The 17,310-nt window shown below is 46.8% G+C and carries 12 protein-coding genes; 3 read left to right on the top strand and 9 right to left on the bottom strand.

All coding sequences use genetic code 11. The features are described 5' to 3' along the window. Nucleotides 1-110 precede the first annotated feature (110 nt). The 5 genes from NIAKO_RS24665 to NIAKO_RS38710 form a co-directional block, all read right to left on the bottom strand. Nucleotides 111-791, bottom strand: a complete 681-nt coding sequence (locus tag NIAKO_RS24665) for a TapB family protein (protein ID WP_014221172.1) — start codon at nucleotides 789-791, stop codon at nucleotides 111-113. 359 nt (nucleotides 792-1,150) lie between these two features. Further along, complete coding sequence (locus tag NIAKO_RS24660; RefSeq protein WP_014221171.1) at nucleotides 1,151-1,684, bottom strand: hypothetical protein; 534 nt, start codon at nucleotides 1,682-1,684, stop codon at nucleotides 1,151-1,153. Further along, complete coding sequence (locus NIAKO_RS24655) at nucleotides 1,681-2,025, bottom strand: hypothetical protein (protein WP_014221170.1); 345 nt, start codon at nucleotides 2,023-2,025, stop codon at nucleotides 1,681-1,683. Before NIAKO_RS24655 ends, NIAKO_RS24660 begins: the two co-directional genes overlap by 4 nt. Nucleotides 2,026-2,089: 64 nt before the next feature. After that, nucleotides 2,090-2,674, bottom strand: a complete 585-nt coding sequence (locus tag NIAKO_RS24650; RefSeq protein ID WP_014221169.1) for an RNA polymerase sigma factor — start codon at nucleotides 2,672-2,674, stop codon at nucleotides 2,090-2,092. A gap of 187 nt (nucleotides 2,675-2,861) precedes the next feature. Beyond that, nucleotides 2,862-3,242 (bottom strand): hypothetical protein, encoded by a 381-nt coding sequence (locus NIAKO_RS38710; RefSeq protein ID WP_172642116.1) that lies wholly within the window; start codon nucleotides 3,240-3,242, stop codon nucleotides 2,862-2,864. Between the two features lie 668 nt (nucleotides 3,243-3,910). Between NIAKO_RS38710 and NIAKO_RS24635 the strand changes: the two genes are divergently transcribed. Continuing rightward, nucleotides 3,911-4,837, top strand: coding sequence for a toll/interleukin-1 receptor domain-containing protein (locus NIAKO_RS24635; protein WP_133055359.1), 927 nt, complete (start codon nucleotides 3,911-3,913; stop codon nucleotides 4,835-4,837). Between the two features lie 78 nt (nucleotides 4,838-4,915). On the opposite strand, the gene NIAKO_RS24630 is transcribed toward NIAKO_RS24635, so the two are convergent. Next, a complete protein-coding gene (locus tag NIAKO_RS24630) occupies nucleotides 4,916-6,322 on the bottom strand; it encodes a SusD/RagB family nutrient-binding outer membrane lipoprotein (protein ID WP_014221167.1) in 1,407 nt (468 codons plus the stop codon). Nucleotides 6,323-6,341: 19 nt separating this feature from the next. Further along, nucleotides 6,342-9,407 carry a SusC/RagA family TonB-linked outer membrane protein gene (locus NIAKO_RS24625; protein WP_014221166.1) on the bottom strand — a complete coding sequence of 1,022 codons (3,066 nt, stop codon included), beginning with the start codon at nucleotides 9,405-9,407 and terminating at the stop codon, nucleotides 6,342-6,344. Nucleotides 9,408-9,671: 264 nt separating this feature from the next. On the opposite strand from NIAKO_RS24625, the gene NIAKO_RS24620 reads away from it, so the two are divergent. Both NIAKO_RS24620 and NIAKO_RS24615 read left to right on the top strand, forming a co-directional pair. Next, nucleotides 9,672-10,223 carry a GNAT family N-acetyltransferase gene (locus NIAKO_RS24620; RefSeq protein WP_041347253.1) on the top strand — a complete coding sequence of 184 codons (552 nt, stop codon included), beginning with the start codon at nucleotides 9,672-9,674 and terminating at the stop codon, nucleotides 10,221-10,223. Between the two features lie 288 nt (nucleotides 10,224-10,511). Continuing rightward, entirely contained in the window at nucleotides 10,512-12,719 is a 2,208-nt protein-coding gene (locus NIAKO_RS24615) for a sensor histidine kinase (RefSeq protein WP_014221164.1), read from the top strand. 109 nt (nucleotides 12,720-12,828) lie between these two features. On the opposite strand, the gene NIAKO_RS24610 is transcribed toward NIAKO_RS24615, so the two are convergent. Continuing rightward, nucleotides 12,829-14,076 (bottom strand): sialidase family protein, encoded by a 1,248-nt coding sequence (locus NIAKO_RS24610; protein WP_014221163.1) that lies wholly within the window; start codon nucleotides 14,074-14,076, stop codon nucleotides 12,829-12,831. A 274-nt stretch (nucleotides 14,077-14,350) separates the two neighbouring features. Then, nucleotides 14,351-17,254 (bottom strand): carboxypeptidase regulatory-like domain-containing protein, encoded by a 2,904-nt coding sequence (locus tag NIAKO_RS24605; RefSeq protein WP_014221162.1) that lies wholly within the window; start codon nucleotides 17,252-17,254, stop codon nucleotides 14,351-14,353. Nucleotides 17,255-17,310: the final 56 nt, after the last annotated feature.

The raw sequence follows: 17,310 nt of genomic DNA, 5'->3' as shown, positions 1-17,310 counted from the left end.
AAAGGAAGGCCGCGAAGGAGCCTTTGCCCTTTGCCGTTTGCGTTGGCCGGGGTAAAAAAATGTCCCCCCGGCTGAACGGGAGGACCTGGTTTCCGTACTGAGGATATTACTTATTTGATGGCTGTTATTGCTGTACCGCCATTTTTGCTTTCCGTTTTTACTATGCCGAACCGGGGTGCGAACCATTCTGTTCCTTCAATATTAAAGGGCATGCCAATGCCCATTGTTTTTATAGTGATCTTGCTTTTGTAAGTAATTTTAAAACAGTCCCAGGTGCCGGCAGTAGTAGTAACACTTTCTTTACCTGTCACCGTGCGATCGCTGGTAACCATGTTGATGCTTTGCTTCATCCCGGCGTTGTCGATGTCCATACTCAGCGTAGCATCTTTTAATTTATCACCCTCCTTCATGTTATTTGGGTATTCTATGAAGATCTTGTCAGCCTTTACATCGGCTTTGGAAAATTGCTCCTGTTGCGCCTGGGGCAATTGCATGGTCATATCAATCATCATAACGCCGCCGTTGCACACGATCTGGCTATGACCTTTGGCTATAGACTTTCCCTTTTTATCAAACATTTCTGAATTAACGGTGGCTGTAATATTATCACCGCTATTGGTAACATCCGAAACTGAATATACCTGTTTGCCGCTGGCATCGCCCTTCTTATTGTAGATGCTCATTTCAATGGTCTTGTTTTTTTGAAGAAAATAGAAGGCGTTACAATCCTGGGCCAGAGCGGCGTTGGTGAGCAGGCAGGCGAAGCTGGCCAGCAAAAGAGTTGATCGCATAAAACAATTTTTTGGTTGTTACTATCAGTAGCAAAGTAACAACCAAATATAGTACATTGAATACCCTTTTCGTGGTAAATTAAAGCGCTGGAACCCTTGTGCCTCGTGGGTTTTGGGTAGAGTGGAGATTATGTTTTTGTGTGAGGCCATCAGCAAAAAGATGCTTAATGGATTTAGTCGGTAGACTCTTTTTACTCTCTGCTTTAATCTTTGGTTTTTGCTGTACTATTAGTCAGCAAAAAGGAAAGTTCACAAAACTAATAAGAGTGAGAGATTTGATAAGGTAAGCTGTGAATACTGTGTTGAGAGCCGGCTCGAAAAAGTGCAGAAGTCTGAAAAATCAGGAACCCACTCACTACTCACTTATTGCCTTTATCAAGTGAATCCTTAGTCATTCTTCTGAAAGGAGTCATCCGGTTTACGATCTCTTTAATAACCGTATCAAACTTTTGTAATTGATCCGGATGGCACAGGGCCCTAACATTCTGGAAGTGACGGAAAGTAGCCAGGTCAAGTCTTTTTTGCAATTCAGCAATTTGGTTACTGCGGGCTAATAAATCAGAAGAGTCGGTTCCGGAAGAATCAGTAACAGGTACATAATTCAACAGATCGAAGAATCTTTTTTTGGCGTCGCGCATACTGTCCATAACCGGCCGTTGGGTAGCGATCATGGAATCGCGCAATTTCCAGTACGCCGCTTCCTGGTTGGAGTCAAATTTCATTTGATCTACCATGAACTGGCCCATTCTTTTTTCGCGGCTGCCGGGTTCATGGCCAGGTCCACCTTCATGATCGGGTTTTTTTAACCAGTAAATAGAAAGGGTGGCAATATTGGTCAATAATAAGATCGCTACAAGTACCAAAAGCCATCTTTGACGGGGGGGCTTCATCATGGTTCCAGTGAATTTTCATTATATACAGGGTACACACCACCTGCAGGGTATTCAGCCGCCACTACCTGACCTGATTCAGTATTTATGGTTGAGGAAGCCGTGTTCTGCTTCCACATTTTTAACACAGTAGTAGCATTTGCAATAAGCACGATTGCAGCAATCGTTAAAGCCAAAACAGGCTTTGTCAACCAGCGGCCTATGGGGCCACCCTGGTCAAACTCCCTCTCCATCCTCCCTTGCAGGCGGGTATACAGGAAATCAGGCGCTTTGGCCCGCTGCATCCCATCCAGGCTATTCAGCACCGCATCTATCCTGGGGTTGTTATTTGAATCGATTGACATAAATGTAATTTACGATGTAAACTTATACATTTGACGCTAATAAATCTTAAAACCTTCGAACCGCTTACTTGTCTTGTGGATTATTCTGTTGATAATATTTTTCCAACAGTTTCCGCAAATTCTGTCTGGCCCTGAACAACAGCGACTCTACGGCCGATACCGATAATTGCATCACATCAGCGATCTCCTGGTAACTCAGCTCCTCGGTTTTATGTAAAGTAAATGCTACTTTTTGATTTTCAGGCAATTGCTCAATCATCCGGAACAGCAGGGCTGCCTGTTCCTTCCGGTCTAAAGTAACCCCGGGGTGCTGAAAATCAACCGGTTCATGCACCAGCTCATCATTGGGGCCAAAAAGACTGGTAATAAAGGCAAAACGCTTTTTGCGTTTGCGGCTGCGAATGTGGTCCAAAGCCTTGGTGGTGGTAATGCGGTAAATCCAGGTAGACAGCCGGGCGTCCCCCTTAAATTGATCTATGGAGCGATAAACCTGAATAAATACTTCCTGGGCAACATCTTCGGCATCCTCGCTATTTTGCACAATTCCCAGCGCCGTGTTATAGACCAGATCCTGATAGTTTGCTACCAATGATTTGAATGCCCCTTCGTCTCCTGCCCGGAGTTGTTGTATCAGTTCCAGTTCGTTCAATAAGACGGCCGTTTAAATTTGAGGCTACAACTTACGAAATCCTGCGATATGATCTCGGAAATCGGGGTAGACAGACCAAAAGTGTAGATCATCAGGCATATTTACAGCCTGAAATTTTAGGTTCATTTTCAGCGCACCTTTTATTTTGTAACGTTCTCTAATAATTTTACTTTTGCAGTCAGCTTTCTCAATAACAGAAGCGTGATTGCCCGATAGTATAACGGTAGTACCGCAGATTCTGGTTCTGCTTGTCTTGGTTCGAATCCAGGTCGGGTAACAAGAAACCCGCCCCGATAACATCGGGGCGGGTTTTGTTTTTCTGGCAGCGTCGCGGGCTTGCCCGGGTAAGCGGACAGAAAAACAAAACAGCCAGGCCGAAGGCATGGCGTGGTTTCGGATCAAGTGAAAAAATCGGGGGATTTGAAGAGGTATGTGCAAATATTGTTGTTGCGAACTTTTCAGCAAAAATTCCATACTTCTCCCATAGAATGACTGATTTTTCTAATCTTATTGTAAACGTTCGGGCAAAAGTTGCGAACTTCTGCCATTGTTGCGAACTTTTCGACATAAGTTGCTTATTATACCGCATTTCCAACTGACTATGACTCATTAACGCTGAACATTATGGCATTTGTTGCGAATTTGAGGCTATTTGCACAACTTCAGAGCACAAGTAGCGGACCTGGAGCCTTTACTTTTAAACATTGGCGCAAAAGTTTAAGATCTACAGTAAAAGGTTGGTTACTTACGCGTCAAAGTTCGCTACTTACGCATCAAAGTTCGAAATTGATGACTTATTTAGAAATATTGATGACTTATATCAGGCTGCGAATATAGTGGGGTACTGAGAACAGAGAGTGAAGCCTTTGGCCTGCATATCCGGCGTGGGAAGGCTCTTCTAAATCCTGGGTAATACAAAGCGTTTCTGGATCACCGCAGGCAACCCAGGTCGGGCCGGCTTCACTGTTACGCCAGGCTTCCCCGGCAATACAAAGCGGTAATTGAATACCTCCGCAAAAGCGTTAAACGATCTGAACAAATCATGTAATAAAAAGCCCTTTGGATTAAACGGAATGGTCTTTTGATTTAATTAGCCAGGCAAAAAAACAGTGATTTAACGGTTTTTTAGTGAAGACATTATGCCGATATTTCATTGTATACAAAATTATCCGGATAACCGATTATAAGTAACGATGTATGTCAAACTACCTCTACTACCGGCATATAGAGCAGGAATTGAATAATCGTTTTGATACCGAAGCCGTTTCTGAGGGCTACGTTATCAGAGGCGCCCGGGTTTGGAGACAGCTTATATCACGGTTACTAAATTTGTTATTCACTGAACAGCCTCAAAGAAGCGGAATAGAACAGGAAATCAGGCAGCAGACAATAAGAGAGTTTTTGGAAGTTGTCAATCGCGACAATTCCTATTTATATAATCGGGTAAACCTAGCCATTGAAGGCATGTCTACTGAGGAACTGATTGTTAATTTACTGCTCTTCCTTTTAAGAAATCTTTTCACTCCCCGGCTGGCAAATGATTGTCCCCGTTTATTTATATCGCATCGGCAGGGAGATCAGGATTATGCCTTGCGGATAGCGCAGTTGGCTCATAAGAAAAAATTTGCTTATTGGGTTGATGTGCTTGATCCGGACTTGAAAATACTGGAAGGTTCCAATATTCCGGAACGATTGCTCCCTTTAGTTACAGCCTGCATTATCGAAATGGCATTGATCAATTGCACACATGTTATTGCCTGTATGACTACCAAAACCAGGGGTTCGCTGTGGCTGCCATACGAATATGGCAGGATCACCGAATTGCCGGGTAATTCTAATAAAGCTGCCGCCTGGCTGCATCCCAACTTGGCACCGAAAGATTTTCCGGAATACATGCTTTTGGGCGAATCATTCAGGCATGAAAGTGAAATTGAAAGTTGGCTGGAGGAAGAATGGCGGCTACTGGGAAAAAATGATTGCAACCCCATGGGTGGTGATGTATTGGGTGCGGTTAATATTAATGAATTGCCAACCGTGGCCGACGATGAATTAGAACAGAGTAAACACGAATTTGGAGAATGGCTGAAGGCGGGTTTGCCTTTACTAAAGAGCCTTACGCTATCAAATTCGAGGATAAAATTTAAAGGCGACAGATCTTCATAATTATGAACATATCTATCGCCTGTAAAGCCATGGTATAAGATCAGCAGCGTGTTTAACATTTATCACGCCGCCCCTCATTTACTGATCCCACCAAACCCTGTCCGTCAGCTTAGCCGTTTGTATCGCCTGTGGATTTGAGGTAAGTTCCACTTGCGGGTACAACAACCGGCGGGGAATCTCCGAAAGGGCGTTGGGCACTTTTGTCAACAGGGGAAATCCCGTCCGGCGCCAGTCGTTAAAGTTTTCCGGCGATAAAAAGTTGGCGATCTTCTTTTCCTCCATGATCCGTTGTAAAGCATTGGTGGCTGTTAACGTACCGCGATTGGTGAGATAGGTATTTATATCACCGGTAGCAATACCCAATTTAGTCATGTGCGATTTAATGGCATCCTGGTAAATGGGTTCCGCCGCAGCAACACCTGATTTTATCAACGTAGCCTCCGCTTCCAGAAAAAGCGCTTCGGAATAATTAAATACATACACCGGTGAACTGGCCGCGCCCACAGCCGGGCCGCCCAGCGAGTAAACATCCAGGTTGCCGCTGATATTGATTGAACCAATGGGCCGGCCATTGTATAACCCGGTTGCTTTTGCTTTCGCTATCAGTTTGGGCAGACGCGGATCGTTGCGCGTAACCAACGTATCCACACAGGCAGATGACAATACAATGGTTGATACAGACAAAAAATTCAGGTACCAGGGATTTTCATAACCGGCGCTGCCGGGGTAAATCATCTTCATATCATCATCATTGCTTTGCATGCCGTTTTGCAAAGCTGTCAATGCCAGGGTGGCCTCACCTGCTGCGGTATAACCCGGTGCTTTGGTAAGGTGCATGTAATACCGCGCCTTTAAAGTATAAGCCAGCCGTTTCCATTGGTCCATATCGCCCCCATAGTAATAATCATCTTTACCAGGTTTCAGGGTGGCGCTTTTATTAATATCGGCAATGCCATCATCGAGCAATTGCTGTATGGATTTATAAATGTTTTCCTGCGAATCGTATACAGGTTTCAATTTGGTGCTGCCGTTAAAGGCTTCTGAGTAGGGAATATCGCCCCAGTAATCGGTAGCAATGCCCAAACAAAAAGCGCTCAGGATATTGGCAATGCCGGAGTAGTTATAGTTGCCATTGGTAACGGCTTTGTCGTGCAGGGCCTTCAGGTTGTTGAGGCCTACCACATAAATACTCTTCCACGAATCATCGAGGTTAACATTGAACAACTGGTAAGTGCCCTCGTTGGGTACCGGCTGATTCAACGCAATGTTTTGCATATAATGGTTCGCCAAAATAGCAGCAAAACCTGTTGAGTTGAAATAAGCACCGCCGGTTAACACGCTTGATAAATTCAATTCAGCCGGCGCCAGTATCAGAGCTTCCTGTACAGTGGTGGGATTATTGGGGTCGTTGTTTACATCAATAAATTTTTTACATCCGGTGGTAAGACAAAGAACTAATAGTATGATATATGTTGTAGTGCGCATAGCATTCTTGTTTAAAAGTTTATAAGCCAATCTTCAGACTGATATTCACCGAGCGGGCGGTTGGCGTTGAAAAAGAATAAATGCCCAGCGATCCGTTGCTGGAGCCAAATGAATTGGTTTCAGGATCACCACCGGTAAAATGCGGACTGTGGATCCACAGATTTCTGCCTGTAAGTGTTAAGGAGGCTGATTTGAGTGGTGTTTTCTGCACCAGTTTGCCCGGCAGCACATAACCAATGCTTACGTTACGCAGCTTGATATAAGTAGCATCCTGGATCACCGATTCCACAATCCCCGATACCTGTCTCCAGTAATCCTGTCCTTTTACCGGAACCGTATTGGCTTTACCATCTACTGTGCTGATACCTTGCACCGTACGCATGCCGCGGTTTTCTGTTACTTTAGGTGTTCCATAGAAATAACCATAGCCATCTACATTATTCTCGGTAACCCCGCCTTTCTTCATATCAAAAAAGAAACTGAGGCTGAAGGGCCCATAACTCAGGTTATTGGTGAGCCCTGCCAGCCAGTCGGGTGAAATATTACCCAGAATGCCTTGTTGGGGATCGGCAAAGGGAAGACCGCTGGCATTGATCAATAATTGACCGGTTTTGGGGTCACGGGCATAGCGGGTGCCGAACTTAACTCCATACGGCTGGCCAACAAAGGCATAGGTAAAGCCAACGTTTACCTGGGTAAGATCATCGTGCAGGGCCAGTACTTTATTATTGAGTTTGGTAAAGCTGAAGGTAAAGTCCCAGTTAAACTTGCCCGCCCGTACCGGGTTGGCGTTCAGCAACACTTCAATGCCCTTAGTTTGTAACCGGGCGGTGTTGATGGTGGTTTGGTTATACCCGGTTGCCGGCGAAATAGTAACGGGGATCAACCCATCATGAACTTTTTTGTCGAACCACGATACTTCGGCGCCAATGCGGTTGTTCCATGCCTTTATTTCAATGCCGGTCTCAAATTCGCGTACCAGTTCATTCTTCAGATAAGGATTACCCAGTACATCCTTTAACAGAAACCCGTTTTGTTCCTGGAAGGGGAAGGAGATGCCCGCAATAGTATTATTATTAGCGCTGCTTACATTGAGGTAAGGCGTGGTGAGGGAGTAGGCGTCTACATTGTCGTTACCAACACTGGCATACGATACCCGTACTTTACCAAAGTTGATGATGGAAGATAGTTTGGGTCCCAATAGTTCGGAGAAAACAAATCCGGCCGCCGCAGATCCATATGGGTAGAAGGCATCGCTTTTGGCCAGCACCGAACTGCCATCATACCTGCCTGTTAGCGCCAGGTTCAGAATATGGTTGTAATCGAGATTAGCCTGCGAATAAAAGCCTGTCTTGCGCACCAGGTAATGTTTCTCACTATAGGTTTGGGTAGAAGCGTTGGCTACATTATCATACCCCCCGGTTACCGATAGCCCTACACCGCGGCCTTCTACATTTTGCGTGTAGGTAGAAAGCACATTGCTACCCAACAACAGTTGTATATTGAATTTATTGAACTGTTTATGGGCATCTACGATCACATCATTGTTGTACTGGCGAAAGGTATTCGTGCGGTCAACGATCACGCCATTGGGATTGGCTACAGACCCGCGGGCCTCATAATATTTCACCTGTTCGGTATACATATCGGCGCCCATTCTCCCGGTGATATTCAGCCAGTCAGTAATACCATAATTTAAGGTGATCACTGGCAAAAAACGGTTCACTGTACCATGGGTGTAAATATTATCCAGCACCCAGTAAGGATTGTTGCGGCCGAAGCGGTACACGCGCTGCGTGCCGTCCGCATTCACGGTGGGAAAGGGATTCCAGGAGATAGGCGCTGCATAAATTGTCCAGATGGGGCTTTCCAGGTTATAACCCTCCGGCACGCGATTGGTGCGGTTATTCGCATAATTGAATTGAAACGTACCCGTGATCTTATCAGTGAGTTTGGTAGTGAATTTGGTGAACACCGCATGCCGCTTTAAATAAGAAGTGGGCACAATGCCTTTTTGATCGAGATAAGAATAAGACGCAAAATAACTGGAGCCCGGACTGTTGGAGCCGGAGAAACTGATAGCGCTGGTGGACGTAACGCCGGTTTGAAAAAAGTCTTTTAACTGATTCCTTTTCTGCACCGGCTGGCCATTCACCCGTAAGGTATCCATCAATGGTCCCCACGAACTGCTTGCTTTGTCAACATCACCATCATAATACTGGTTGTCGTAGATCACGCCGCCTATGTCTTTGCGATCGCCCTGTGCGTATTTGTTCTGTACTTTGGCAAAAATGCCACTTTCAAAAGAGAGGTCCTGCGACACCGTGATCGCGGGCTTTTTAGAACCGCTGCCCGTTTTAGTAGTGATCATTACCACGCCTCGGGCGCCGGCTGAACCATACAGGGCAGTAGCGGCGGCGCCTTTCAGTACGTTCACACTTTCAATAATGGCGGGATCAATATCGAGCAGGCGATTGCTGCCGGGGCCATTATTCACCGCACCTGTTTCTGCATTGTTGATGGGAATGCCATCCACCACAATCAGCGCTTCATTATTGCCAATGATAGATGTTACACCCCGTATTACGATCCGGCTTGAGGAACCGGGCGCCCCGGTACTACTGGTTATTTGTACGCCGGCCACTTTGCCCGTCATGGCGTTCAGTACATTCGATTCTTTGGCGCGCACCAGTTCATCGGACTTTATTTCCTGCGAACTGAAAGTGAGGTTTCTTTTCTCGCGCTTAACACCCAGGGCCGTTACTACTACCTCATTCAATGCGCGCCCGTCGGGCGAAAGCGGGATGGTCAAAAAATCCTGTGCGCCGGTTTTTACTTCGCTTTTGTTATAACCAATTGCGGTGATAACCAGCGTGGCATTGGCAGGAACATTGATCTCGAAACTGCCATCGTCGCCGCTGCTGATGCCGGCTTTGGAACCCTTTACCATAATAGATGCTTTGGACAGGGGACTGCCATTTTCATCCTGTATCTTTCCCCGCACCAGCTTGTTTTGCGCCCACGTACTGGTGTGAAAAAACAGGGTTGCTGTAAATGCAATGATGCCTAGCAGTTTTGGTTGCATGTTATGTTGTTTTGGTTGTATGTTGCAATTGCTACGGTGAGTAGTCGTTAGCGTACAGGACCTGGGTAGGGGAGTAGCAGCCAGGGAAAGAAATGAATGTCCCTGGATGCATTACGAATTTATATTGGTGTGCCGTAAATGTGTTAATAGTTCTTGACCTCTTATTTACCGTAATTGATGTTAATAGGAATTTTTCTTGCCCTTTGCCCTGCTTGTCTTGTTCAATAATTCAGTAAATTGAAATCCATTAACATGCTATTACGAATGAGTATCAAAATAAAGGTGGATAATACAATTGCAATGGAGCTGATCGACTATCACCATGCCGAAACGCTGTATCAGTTGGTAATGGTTAACCGCCTGCATTTGCGGGAGTGGCTGCCCTGGGTTGACCAGATGCGATCTGTAGATGATTTCAGAAAATACATCAGCAGTTCAAAACAACGCTATGCCAATCACTCCGAAATGGGGTATGTGATTATGCAGGATCACGAAATGATAGGGAGACTGGGCTTGTACAATATCGACCTGGTTAATAAAAGCGCCTCCATCGGCTACTGGCTCACCAAAGAATGGATGGGGAAGGGCATTATTACCCGGTGCTGCAAAGCCGTCATCGATGAAGGGTTTTCACACCTGCAGTTGAACCGCATAGAGATCCGGGCCGCCACCGCCAATTTTAAAAGCCAGGCCATTCCTGAAAGGCTGGGTTTTAAAAAAGAAGGTATTATCAGGCAGGGCGAATTCGTAAACAACGAGTTTGTTGATCTGTATGTTTATTCCATGCTAAAAGAGGAGTGGCAAAAACCCGCATAAAAGCTTACACCACAATTAATCGTGATTCATACAATTCTACAGGATGTTGATTTTTATGTACATGGCAATAAGTAAAACTATGTAATCTGGTAACAAACAGAAATTTATGCACATACCTCGGGGCCACATAAGATACTAATATATGGGAACGTTTTTCTATCCGTGGGAATGAACGTTCCCTGCCTGATTTGTTTAGCGTTTGATTGTAAAGTGGTTACATCATTGGCACAATTTGAGATGCGTGTACGCAAACAAACTGGTTACTTAATTTTATTTTGAGAGAGCCCTATGAACCCAACTTTTACAACCAATTACCGTGAGATGGCCCCCTGGCTGGAGAGCATTTTAAACGATTGCCAGGACGCCGTATTTATTTCCGACCGGCATTTTAATTTAGTGCACTGGAATGTGACAGCTGAAGAACTGTGGTTTAAACAACCCGACAGGCCTGCTAAAAAGAATATAGTCGATTTCCTCAACGGGATGTTTCCCAGGCACCAGGAAGTGCACAGCCAGCTGCAAAGGGCCATAGCCCTCGATGAACAGGTGGAAGATATTTTTGTGGCGACGCCCGATGACAGAACCTACCGCATTTCCTGCTATACCCATAAATTTCCAGGAACACATTATCTGCTCGATGTAGTGATCATCGTGCGCGACCTGCAAGCAACTATTCACCGTAAAAAAGAGATCCGACCCGGCGTGCTGTATAAAACCCTTTTAAACTCCCTGGAAGAAGGCGTCATCCTGTTACAAGGCGACCAGGGCACCATCATTTCTGCCAATAATAAGGCCTGTGAAATTATAGGTTGTACCCATGAACAGTTAATTGGAAAGAACCTGACCGATATCGGCGGCAAAGCCTTCAGGGAAGATGGTACGTCTGTAAGCGTTCAGGAGTATCCGGGTATAATCACGTTGCGCACCGGGGAGGTTATCAAACAGCAGGTGCTTGGTTTTAACAATGCCAACGGCCGGCTCACCTGGTTATCCATCAGTACCAGTTTGCTGGAAGAATTCCATGAATCTGTACCCGGACTGGTAGCTGTTACTTTAAATGATGTTACTGCCTGCAGGGAGGCCGAATCAAGATTGTCTGAAAGTGAATACATGTTTCAGTCATTCATGAACAATACCCACAGCCCGGCGTGGATCATCGATGAAGATGGCTATGTCATTTACATGAATGATATTTTTAAACGCGTATGGAAGTTGAACGATACCCATCTGTATACCAATATGCGCGACCTGATGCCGGTTGACATGGTGGAGCAGTATAAGATCAACAACCAACGCGTGCTGGATTCCGGTCAGCCATTGATCACCCTCGAAAACTCTTTGCGGCAGGATGGCACGCCCGGCGTATACCTGGTGTTTAAATTTTTGTTGCAAACTTCCACTCCCAAGCGCCTCATTGGCGGACAATCAATAGATATCACCGAAGAGAAACGGGCGCAGGAAGAGATCCTGAAAGTAAACGAACGTTTTTATTATACAACCAAGGCCACCTCAGATTACATCTGGGACTGGAATATTGAAAAGGGTACTATTTACCGCAGCGAACCATTCAGCCGGTTAACAGGCTATACCCAGAACGATATGGAGAATGACCTGTACTGGTTACTCGAAAAGATTCACATCGACGATCGCCAGCGGGTGATGTCCCATATCAATGCCTGTTTAATGTCCAGAAATAATTACTGGCACGATGAGTACCAGTTCCGCTGTGCCGACGGCAGTTATAAGTACCTGGCCGATAAAGGCTACATTATTTATAAAGACGGAATTGCCGTGCGGGCCATTGGCGCTATCCAGGACCTTACCGAAAAAAGAAAACTGGAAGCCGAACTGGAGCAGCAAAAAGAAAAAGAACGCCTGCGCATTAACCAGGCCATGATTGCCGGACAGGAATATGAGCGCAATGAAATTTCAAAGGAACTGCATGATAATGTGAACCAGATCCTGTCATCGGCCATGATCCTGTTAAGCACAGCAAAAGGCAGTGGCGATGAACAGGAGAACCTGCTGGATAAAACGTCCCAATACATAAATCTGGCCATCCAGGAGATTCGGAAGATCTCCAAATCGCTGAACTCTTCCATCATCAAGGAAGTTGGGTTTATAGATCCGGTGGAGGACATCATCAAGAACATGCAACTGGTGCGGCCGGTGGTTGTGGATTTTGAATGCGACCCTGAACTGGAAATTGAGTTGACGAACGATGTGCAGTTGATGTTATATCGCATCATCCAGGAACAAACCAATAATATCATGCGCTATGCCGAGGCCGGGTATGTACGCATCGCCATCGAGAAGAGTGATGATGCATTATCCCTGGTGATCCTGGATAATGGAAAGGGTTTTGATCCCGATCAGCAAACAAGAGGCATCGGCCTGTTAAATATTCGTAACCGTGCCGAAACTTTTGGCGGAACCCTCACCATCGATACCAAACCCATGGCTGGCTGCCGGCTTGAAGTGCAAATACCACTATAAATTTTAATGTTTAATGTTGAGTGTTAAAGGAAGGTCGTCATGTAGACGACCTTCTGACTTTAAACTTAAAACATAAAACCCGGAACTCTAAACTTGGAACTCTGAACTGTTATGGAATTGGCTCAGTTGCCCCACTGGTCATCCAGGGCAGATTGAATTTATGGAACTCGATGGAGCGATGGCTGTTCTCGCTATCACCGGTGTTCTCATTGATCTCTATAAGCGCGCCAATGGTATAATCAGCAGTTTTTACCATGCTGCTGTAGCCACCCTTTCCCTGCGAGAAAGCTTCATCATCAGTTAGCCAGTCATAGATCTTACGGCTGAGTGGCCAGGTAACGCCGCCATCATAACTAATCCGCACGCGCATCTTACAACGGGTTTCGGTACTGGCCGAATTCAGCACCATAATACGATCGGGAGAACCGGTATAGCGAACGATAGAACCTTCGCAGGCCGGATCGAGCAGCGTATCGTCAGGAGCAAAAGCGCTGAAGCTGCCGGTAATAGTGCCGCGCGAAACCCAGCGCCGTTTGGCGGTTGCCCAGCTAGTGCTGGTGGCACGGTCGTTACGCATCAGGCGGCCATCGTTCAATTCAACAACTGCCCCTTCGCTGGTGCCACCGGGTATCAGCTGATAGTGCCAGGTAGCGCCGTGATCGGTGCTGTAGATATTTCTGCCGATGGCTGGAATAACCAGCGTGCCATTGGCAGTTTGAATGCCAACGCCGGGACCCATGGCATCCCAGGTGTAACCGGGCGGCAGCAGGGTGCTGGTCATATCGGCAGGCGTGGTGAAAGTAAGGCCATCATCATCGCTGTATGAGTAATATACTTTGCGATCGCCCCAGGTATTTATTTTTTCATAGCCATCGGTTCCGCCCTGGTTCTTGGTGGCGGAATTCCAGCTCATAAATACCCAGATGCGGCCGGTACTGCGGTCAACCACCGACGTGGGATTGCCCCAGGTGCCTTGTCCGGCCCCAACTACTTCCATCATAGCCGACCAGGTAATGCCATTGTCGGCAGATCGTTTGTACTCCACGTTAATATTGCCGTAATCCTTGTTGGCAGCCATGCGTCCTTCTACAAAGGCAAGCAGGGTGTTGTCGTTGGTACGAACAATAGAAGGAATGCGGAAAGAGTGATAGCCATCTGCACCGCCATCGAACAGTTTGATGTAAGTATGGGTTTGAGTGGCTTCGGTAACCGCCATGCGTGCATCATTGGGGCCGGTGTTTTTATCAGCGACTCCTTTTTTACAGGCGGTGGCCGATAAGGCCATAATCGTAATAATGGTGAACAGGCGCAGCAACCGGTTAGTGTGTTTGTACTCCGGGTGTTTTGTTTGTTTCATTGCTTAGTTTTAATGTTTGAATTGATTACGAAAAGAACTACTGTTGAAACAAACCGGTTGAAAGAACTGGTGAAAGCTTTCCAATTTCCCGGAAGAGCATCTTGCAACGGTCGTTAAATCAGTTCCTGGTTTTATGTTTTAAGTTCAAAGTTTTATGTTCATGACCTACCATAATGGCAATCCTGCTGCGATTAAAAGGGTAAAAGACAGATTTCTTACGGTGCTTTTTTTCATAGATGATTGTTTGTAGTTATAAAAAGTATCTGTTTGGTTGCTATTTCACTATTACCAACTTCTTACTGATGCCTTTCCCACTCGCCAGGCGAACAGTAACATTATACACGCCCGCCTTCAACCCACTCGTGCTGACAGAAATTTGGTTCAGGCCCTGTTGCAATACCACATGCTGCTGCCGGGCGCTCTGGCCAAAATTGTCGGTAAGAACGATGCTGGCTGCTTGCGATAAACCGGTGAGCGTATATCCAATGGTGATAGTGTTGCCGGTAACGGGGTTGGGCGCTATGGTAAGCGTACGGTCGTCAGCGATCTTGTTGTCGTTGGTAACTGCCGTGATGGTGGCTGGAATGGCCGCGCTGTCGGGATTGTAATAATGGTTCAATATCCAGGTATAGGTTTGATCGGTACCCCAGAAACTACTGCCCCATTGACACATACCGCGCCCTGCGCCGCTTTTAATTCTGCCCACACAACGTGCATCTGAAATACAGGGATAGTCTGTGCCGGTTCCGCTAAACCCATCGCCACAACCCGCGTTGTTTGATTCTGCGCAGTACTCAGCTTTATAGATAGCGCCATTCTTAACTAATACGATTCCTGCGGTGGCAATCGCGGCATTCTTTACACTGGTAGCGCGATCGGTTTGCCAGGTCTGGTGACAGGCAGCAGCGGAGATATCATAATTACCGGCTACCGGGTTCTGCACAAACCACGCCCCACGGCTGCGATATGCTACGGTACCTGCCTGCAGGGAGGCGGCATTCCAGCTGCTTACCCATTCATCATCCACGCCCGTTTGCACATAGGATTCCAGGCTCATCACCTGTACATGCGGATTGGTACAGGCCGTACAGGCGCAACTGGTTGCTACGCGAATAACCGTGGGCACTGCCAATGCAGCTGTGCTTACTGTGGATGCTTGCCGGGCCGTATTCTCATTATTATCGGCAAATGCTATTTGTTCCGCTGTTGTTTTATCAAACAACCCATGGCGGCGGATCACCAGCTCATCTGTTAAAGCTGTGCGCTTTATGTTGGTGGCGGTCAACGCAATCTGCATGTCATAGCTGTCTGGAATAGCATAGAAATGCTGAATGTGGTGGGTGATATAACCAGCCTTTGTTGATTGTATGGAAATTGTCGCAGGTGTTTGCCCTGGTGAAATGGCGTTGGTTGGAATGGTTAATGAAAAGAAACCGCTGGCATTCGTAGTAGCCGTATAGTTTCCGGCTTGCACCTGAACACCACTCAACGCGCTGTTCAATGATGCATCACGCACATAACCTGTCAATACCATTTGATTGGAATTGGCAGTAAGCAGGGGCGCCGTGTTTGTAGCTACCCTTGCAGTACTGGCCACATCCAGGTTAATATCTGCATACACGCTGTCATCAGGACCGCCAGTAAAGAAGGTGCTGAGGTTCTTATAACCACTCTTTGAAAAAGCGAACGTATACTTCCCGCTATCGAGACGGTAAACCAGTTGTCCGCTGGCATTGGTAGTAGTGCTGCTGGTAGTACCATCGGGTTTGGTGATGGTAACCGCGGCACTGGCAATGGCCAGACCGGTACTTTGATCTTTCACCGAAAACGAAGCAACAGTAAGCGCCGGTGTAGGCGGCAGTTGAATGAACACACTGCCGGGATTGTAATAGTGATTCAGGATCCAGGTATAGTCTTTATCACTTGCCCAGCGGCTGCTGCCCCATTGACACATGCCACGGCCATGTCCGTTCTTGGCATAACCCGCGCAGCGGGTGTCGGAAATACAGGGCCAGGCCGAACCGGTACCGCTATAGCCATCACCGCAACCAGCGTTGTTATTTTCTGCAGCGTATTCCGCCCGGAAGATGGCGCCGCTTTTAACCAGCACAATCCCGGCCGTAGCGCTGGCGGCATTGATACAGGACGTTGATTGATCGCTTTGCCAAACCTGGTTACAGGTAGTGCTGGCAATATCAAAACTGCTGGCAACGGGATGCAGCACATACCACGCGCCATAGGTACGATAAGCAACCGCGCCGGCCCGCAGGGAGGCGGCGCCCCAACTGGCTATCCATTCATCATCCAACCCGGTGCCTGCATAGGCTTCCAGGCTCATTACCTCCACCGAACTGCAGGAAGTACAGGAACAACTGGTGCCCACGCGGATACTTGTTGGTACGGTGGCAGCGAGGGTTGTTTCCACTCTTGCGGTTGGTGCCGATGAAACAGCGGAGCGTTGTTGTTCATCGGCCGCTGTTCTGTCAAACATTCCATGGAGAGATTGCTCAACCGCAGGCGCCGCTGTTTGTAACCGGGCGCCGCTTACCGTCGTCAACGCGATCTTCATCGTATACGAATCGGGGATTACATAAAAATTCTGAACAGTGTAGGAGGTATACCCATTCTTTGTAAAACTGATCGTAGTTTTTTCTGGTGTACTGCCTGGTAACAAGACAGGCGCTGTATTACCAACCACCAATGAAAAGTACCCATTACCATCAGTAGTGGTAGTGGCATTGCCGCTGCTTACCTGTACACCAGCCAGGGGATTATTGCCTGTATCATCCCGAACATAACCATTTACTACTGTTTGCTGTACGTTTGCCCGTAGTGATTGTTGCTGCAGGCGGACATTGTTATCAACCGGTTCCAGGTTAATACGGGCCTCTATGGTAGTTTCGGTTCCGGAAGAAAAATAAGTGGCTAATGGTTTATATCCATTGGATGCAATGGAAAAATTGTACCGGCCATTTACCGCAGCATATACCAGTTTGCCATTGGCCGCTGCAGTTAAAATATTGGTGCTTCCATTGGGCGCTGTTACCTGTACCACCGCCCCCGGCACTGCAAATCCCGTATTCTGATCTTTTACTATAAACGTAATAGTGGTTGACTGGGCGGATACGTAAGAAAACGATATCAATCCCAGTACTACCGTCAATATAGATTTAATCATAGTATACTGTTTAATGACTATTTGATTTAAACACCCCGCCAGAAATCTGAGTACCT

The organism is Niastella koreensis GR20-10 (assembly GCF_000246855.1).
GTDB classification, from domain to species: Bacteria; Bacteroidota; Bacteroidia; order Chitinophagales; family Chitinophagaceae; genus Niastella; species Niastella koreensis.
The sequence above is the reverse complement of the archived record's forward strand: the minus strand, read 5'-3'. Positions and strand labels throughout refer to the sequence as shown.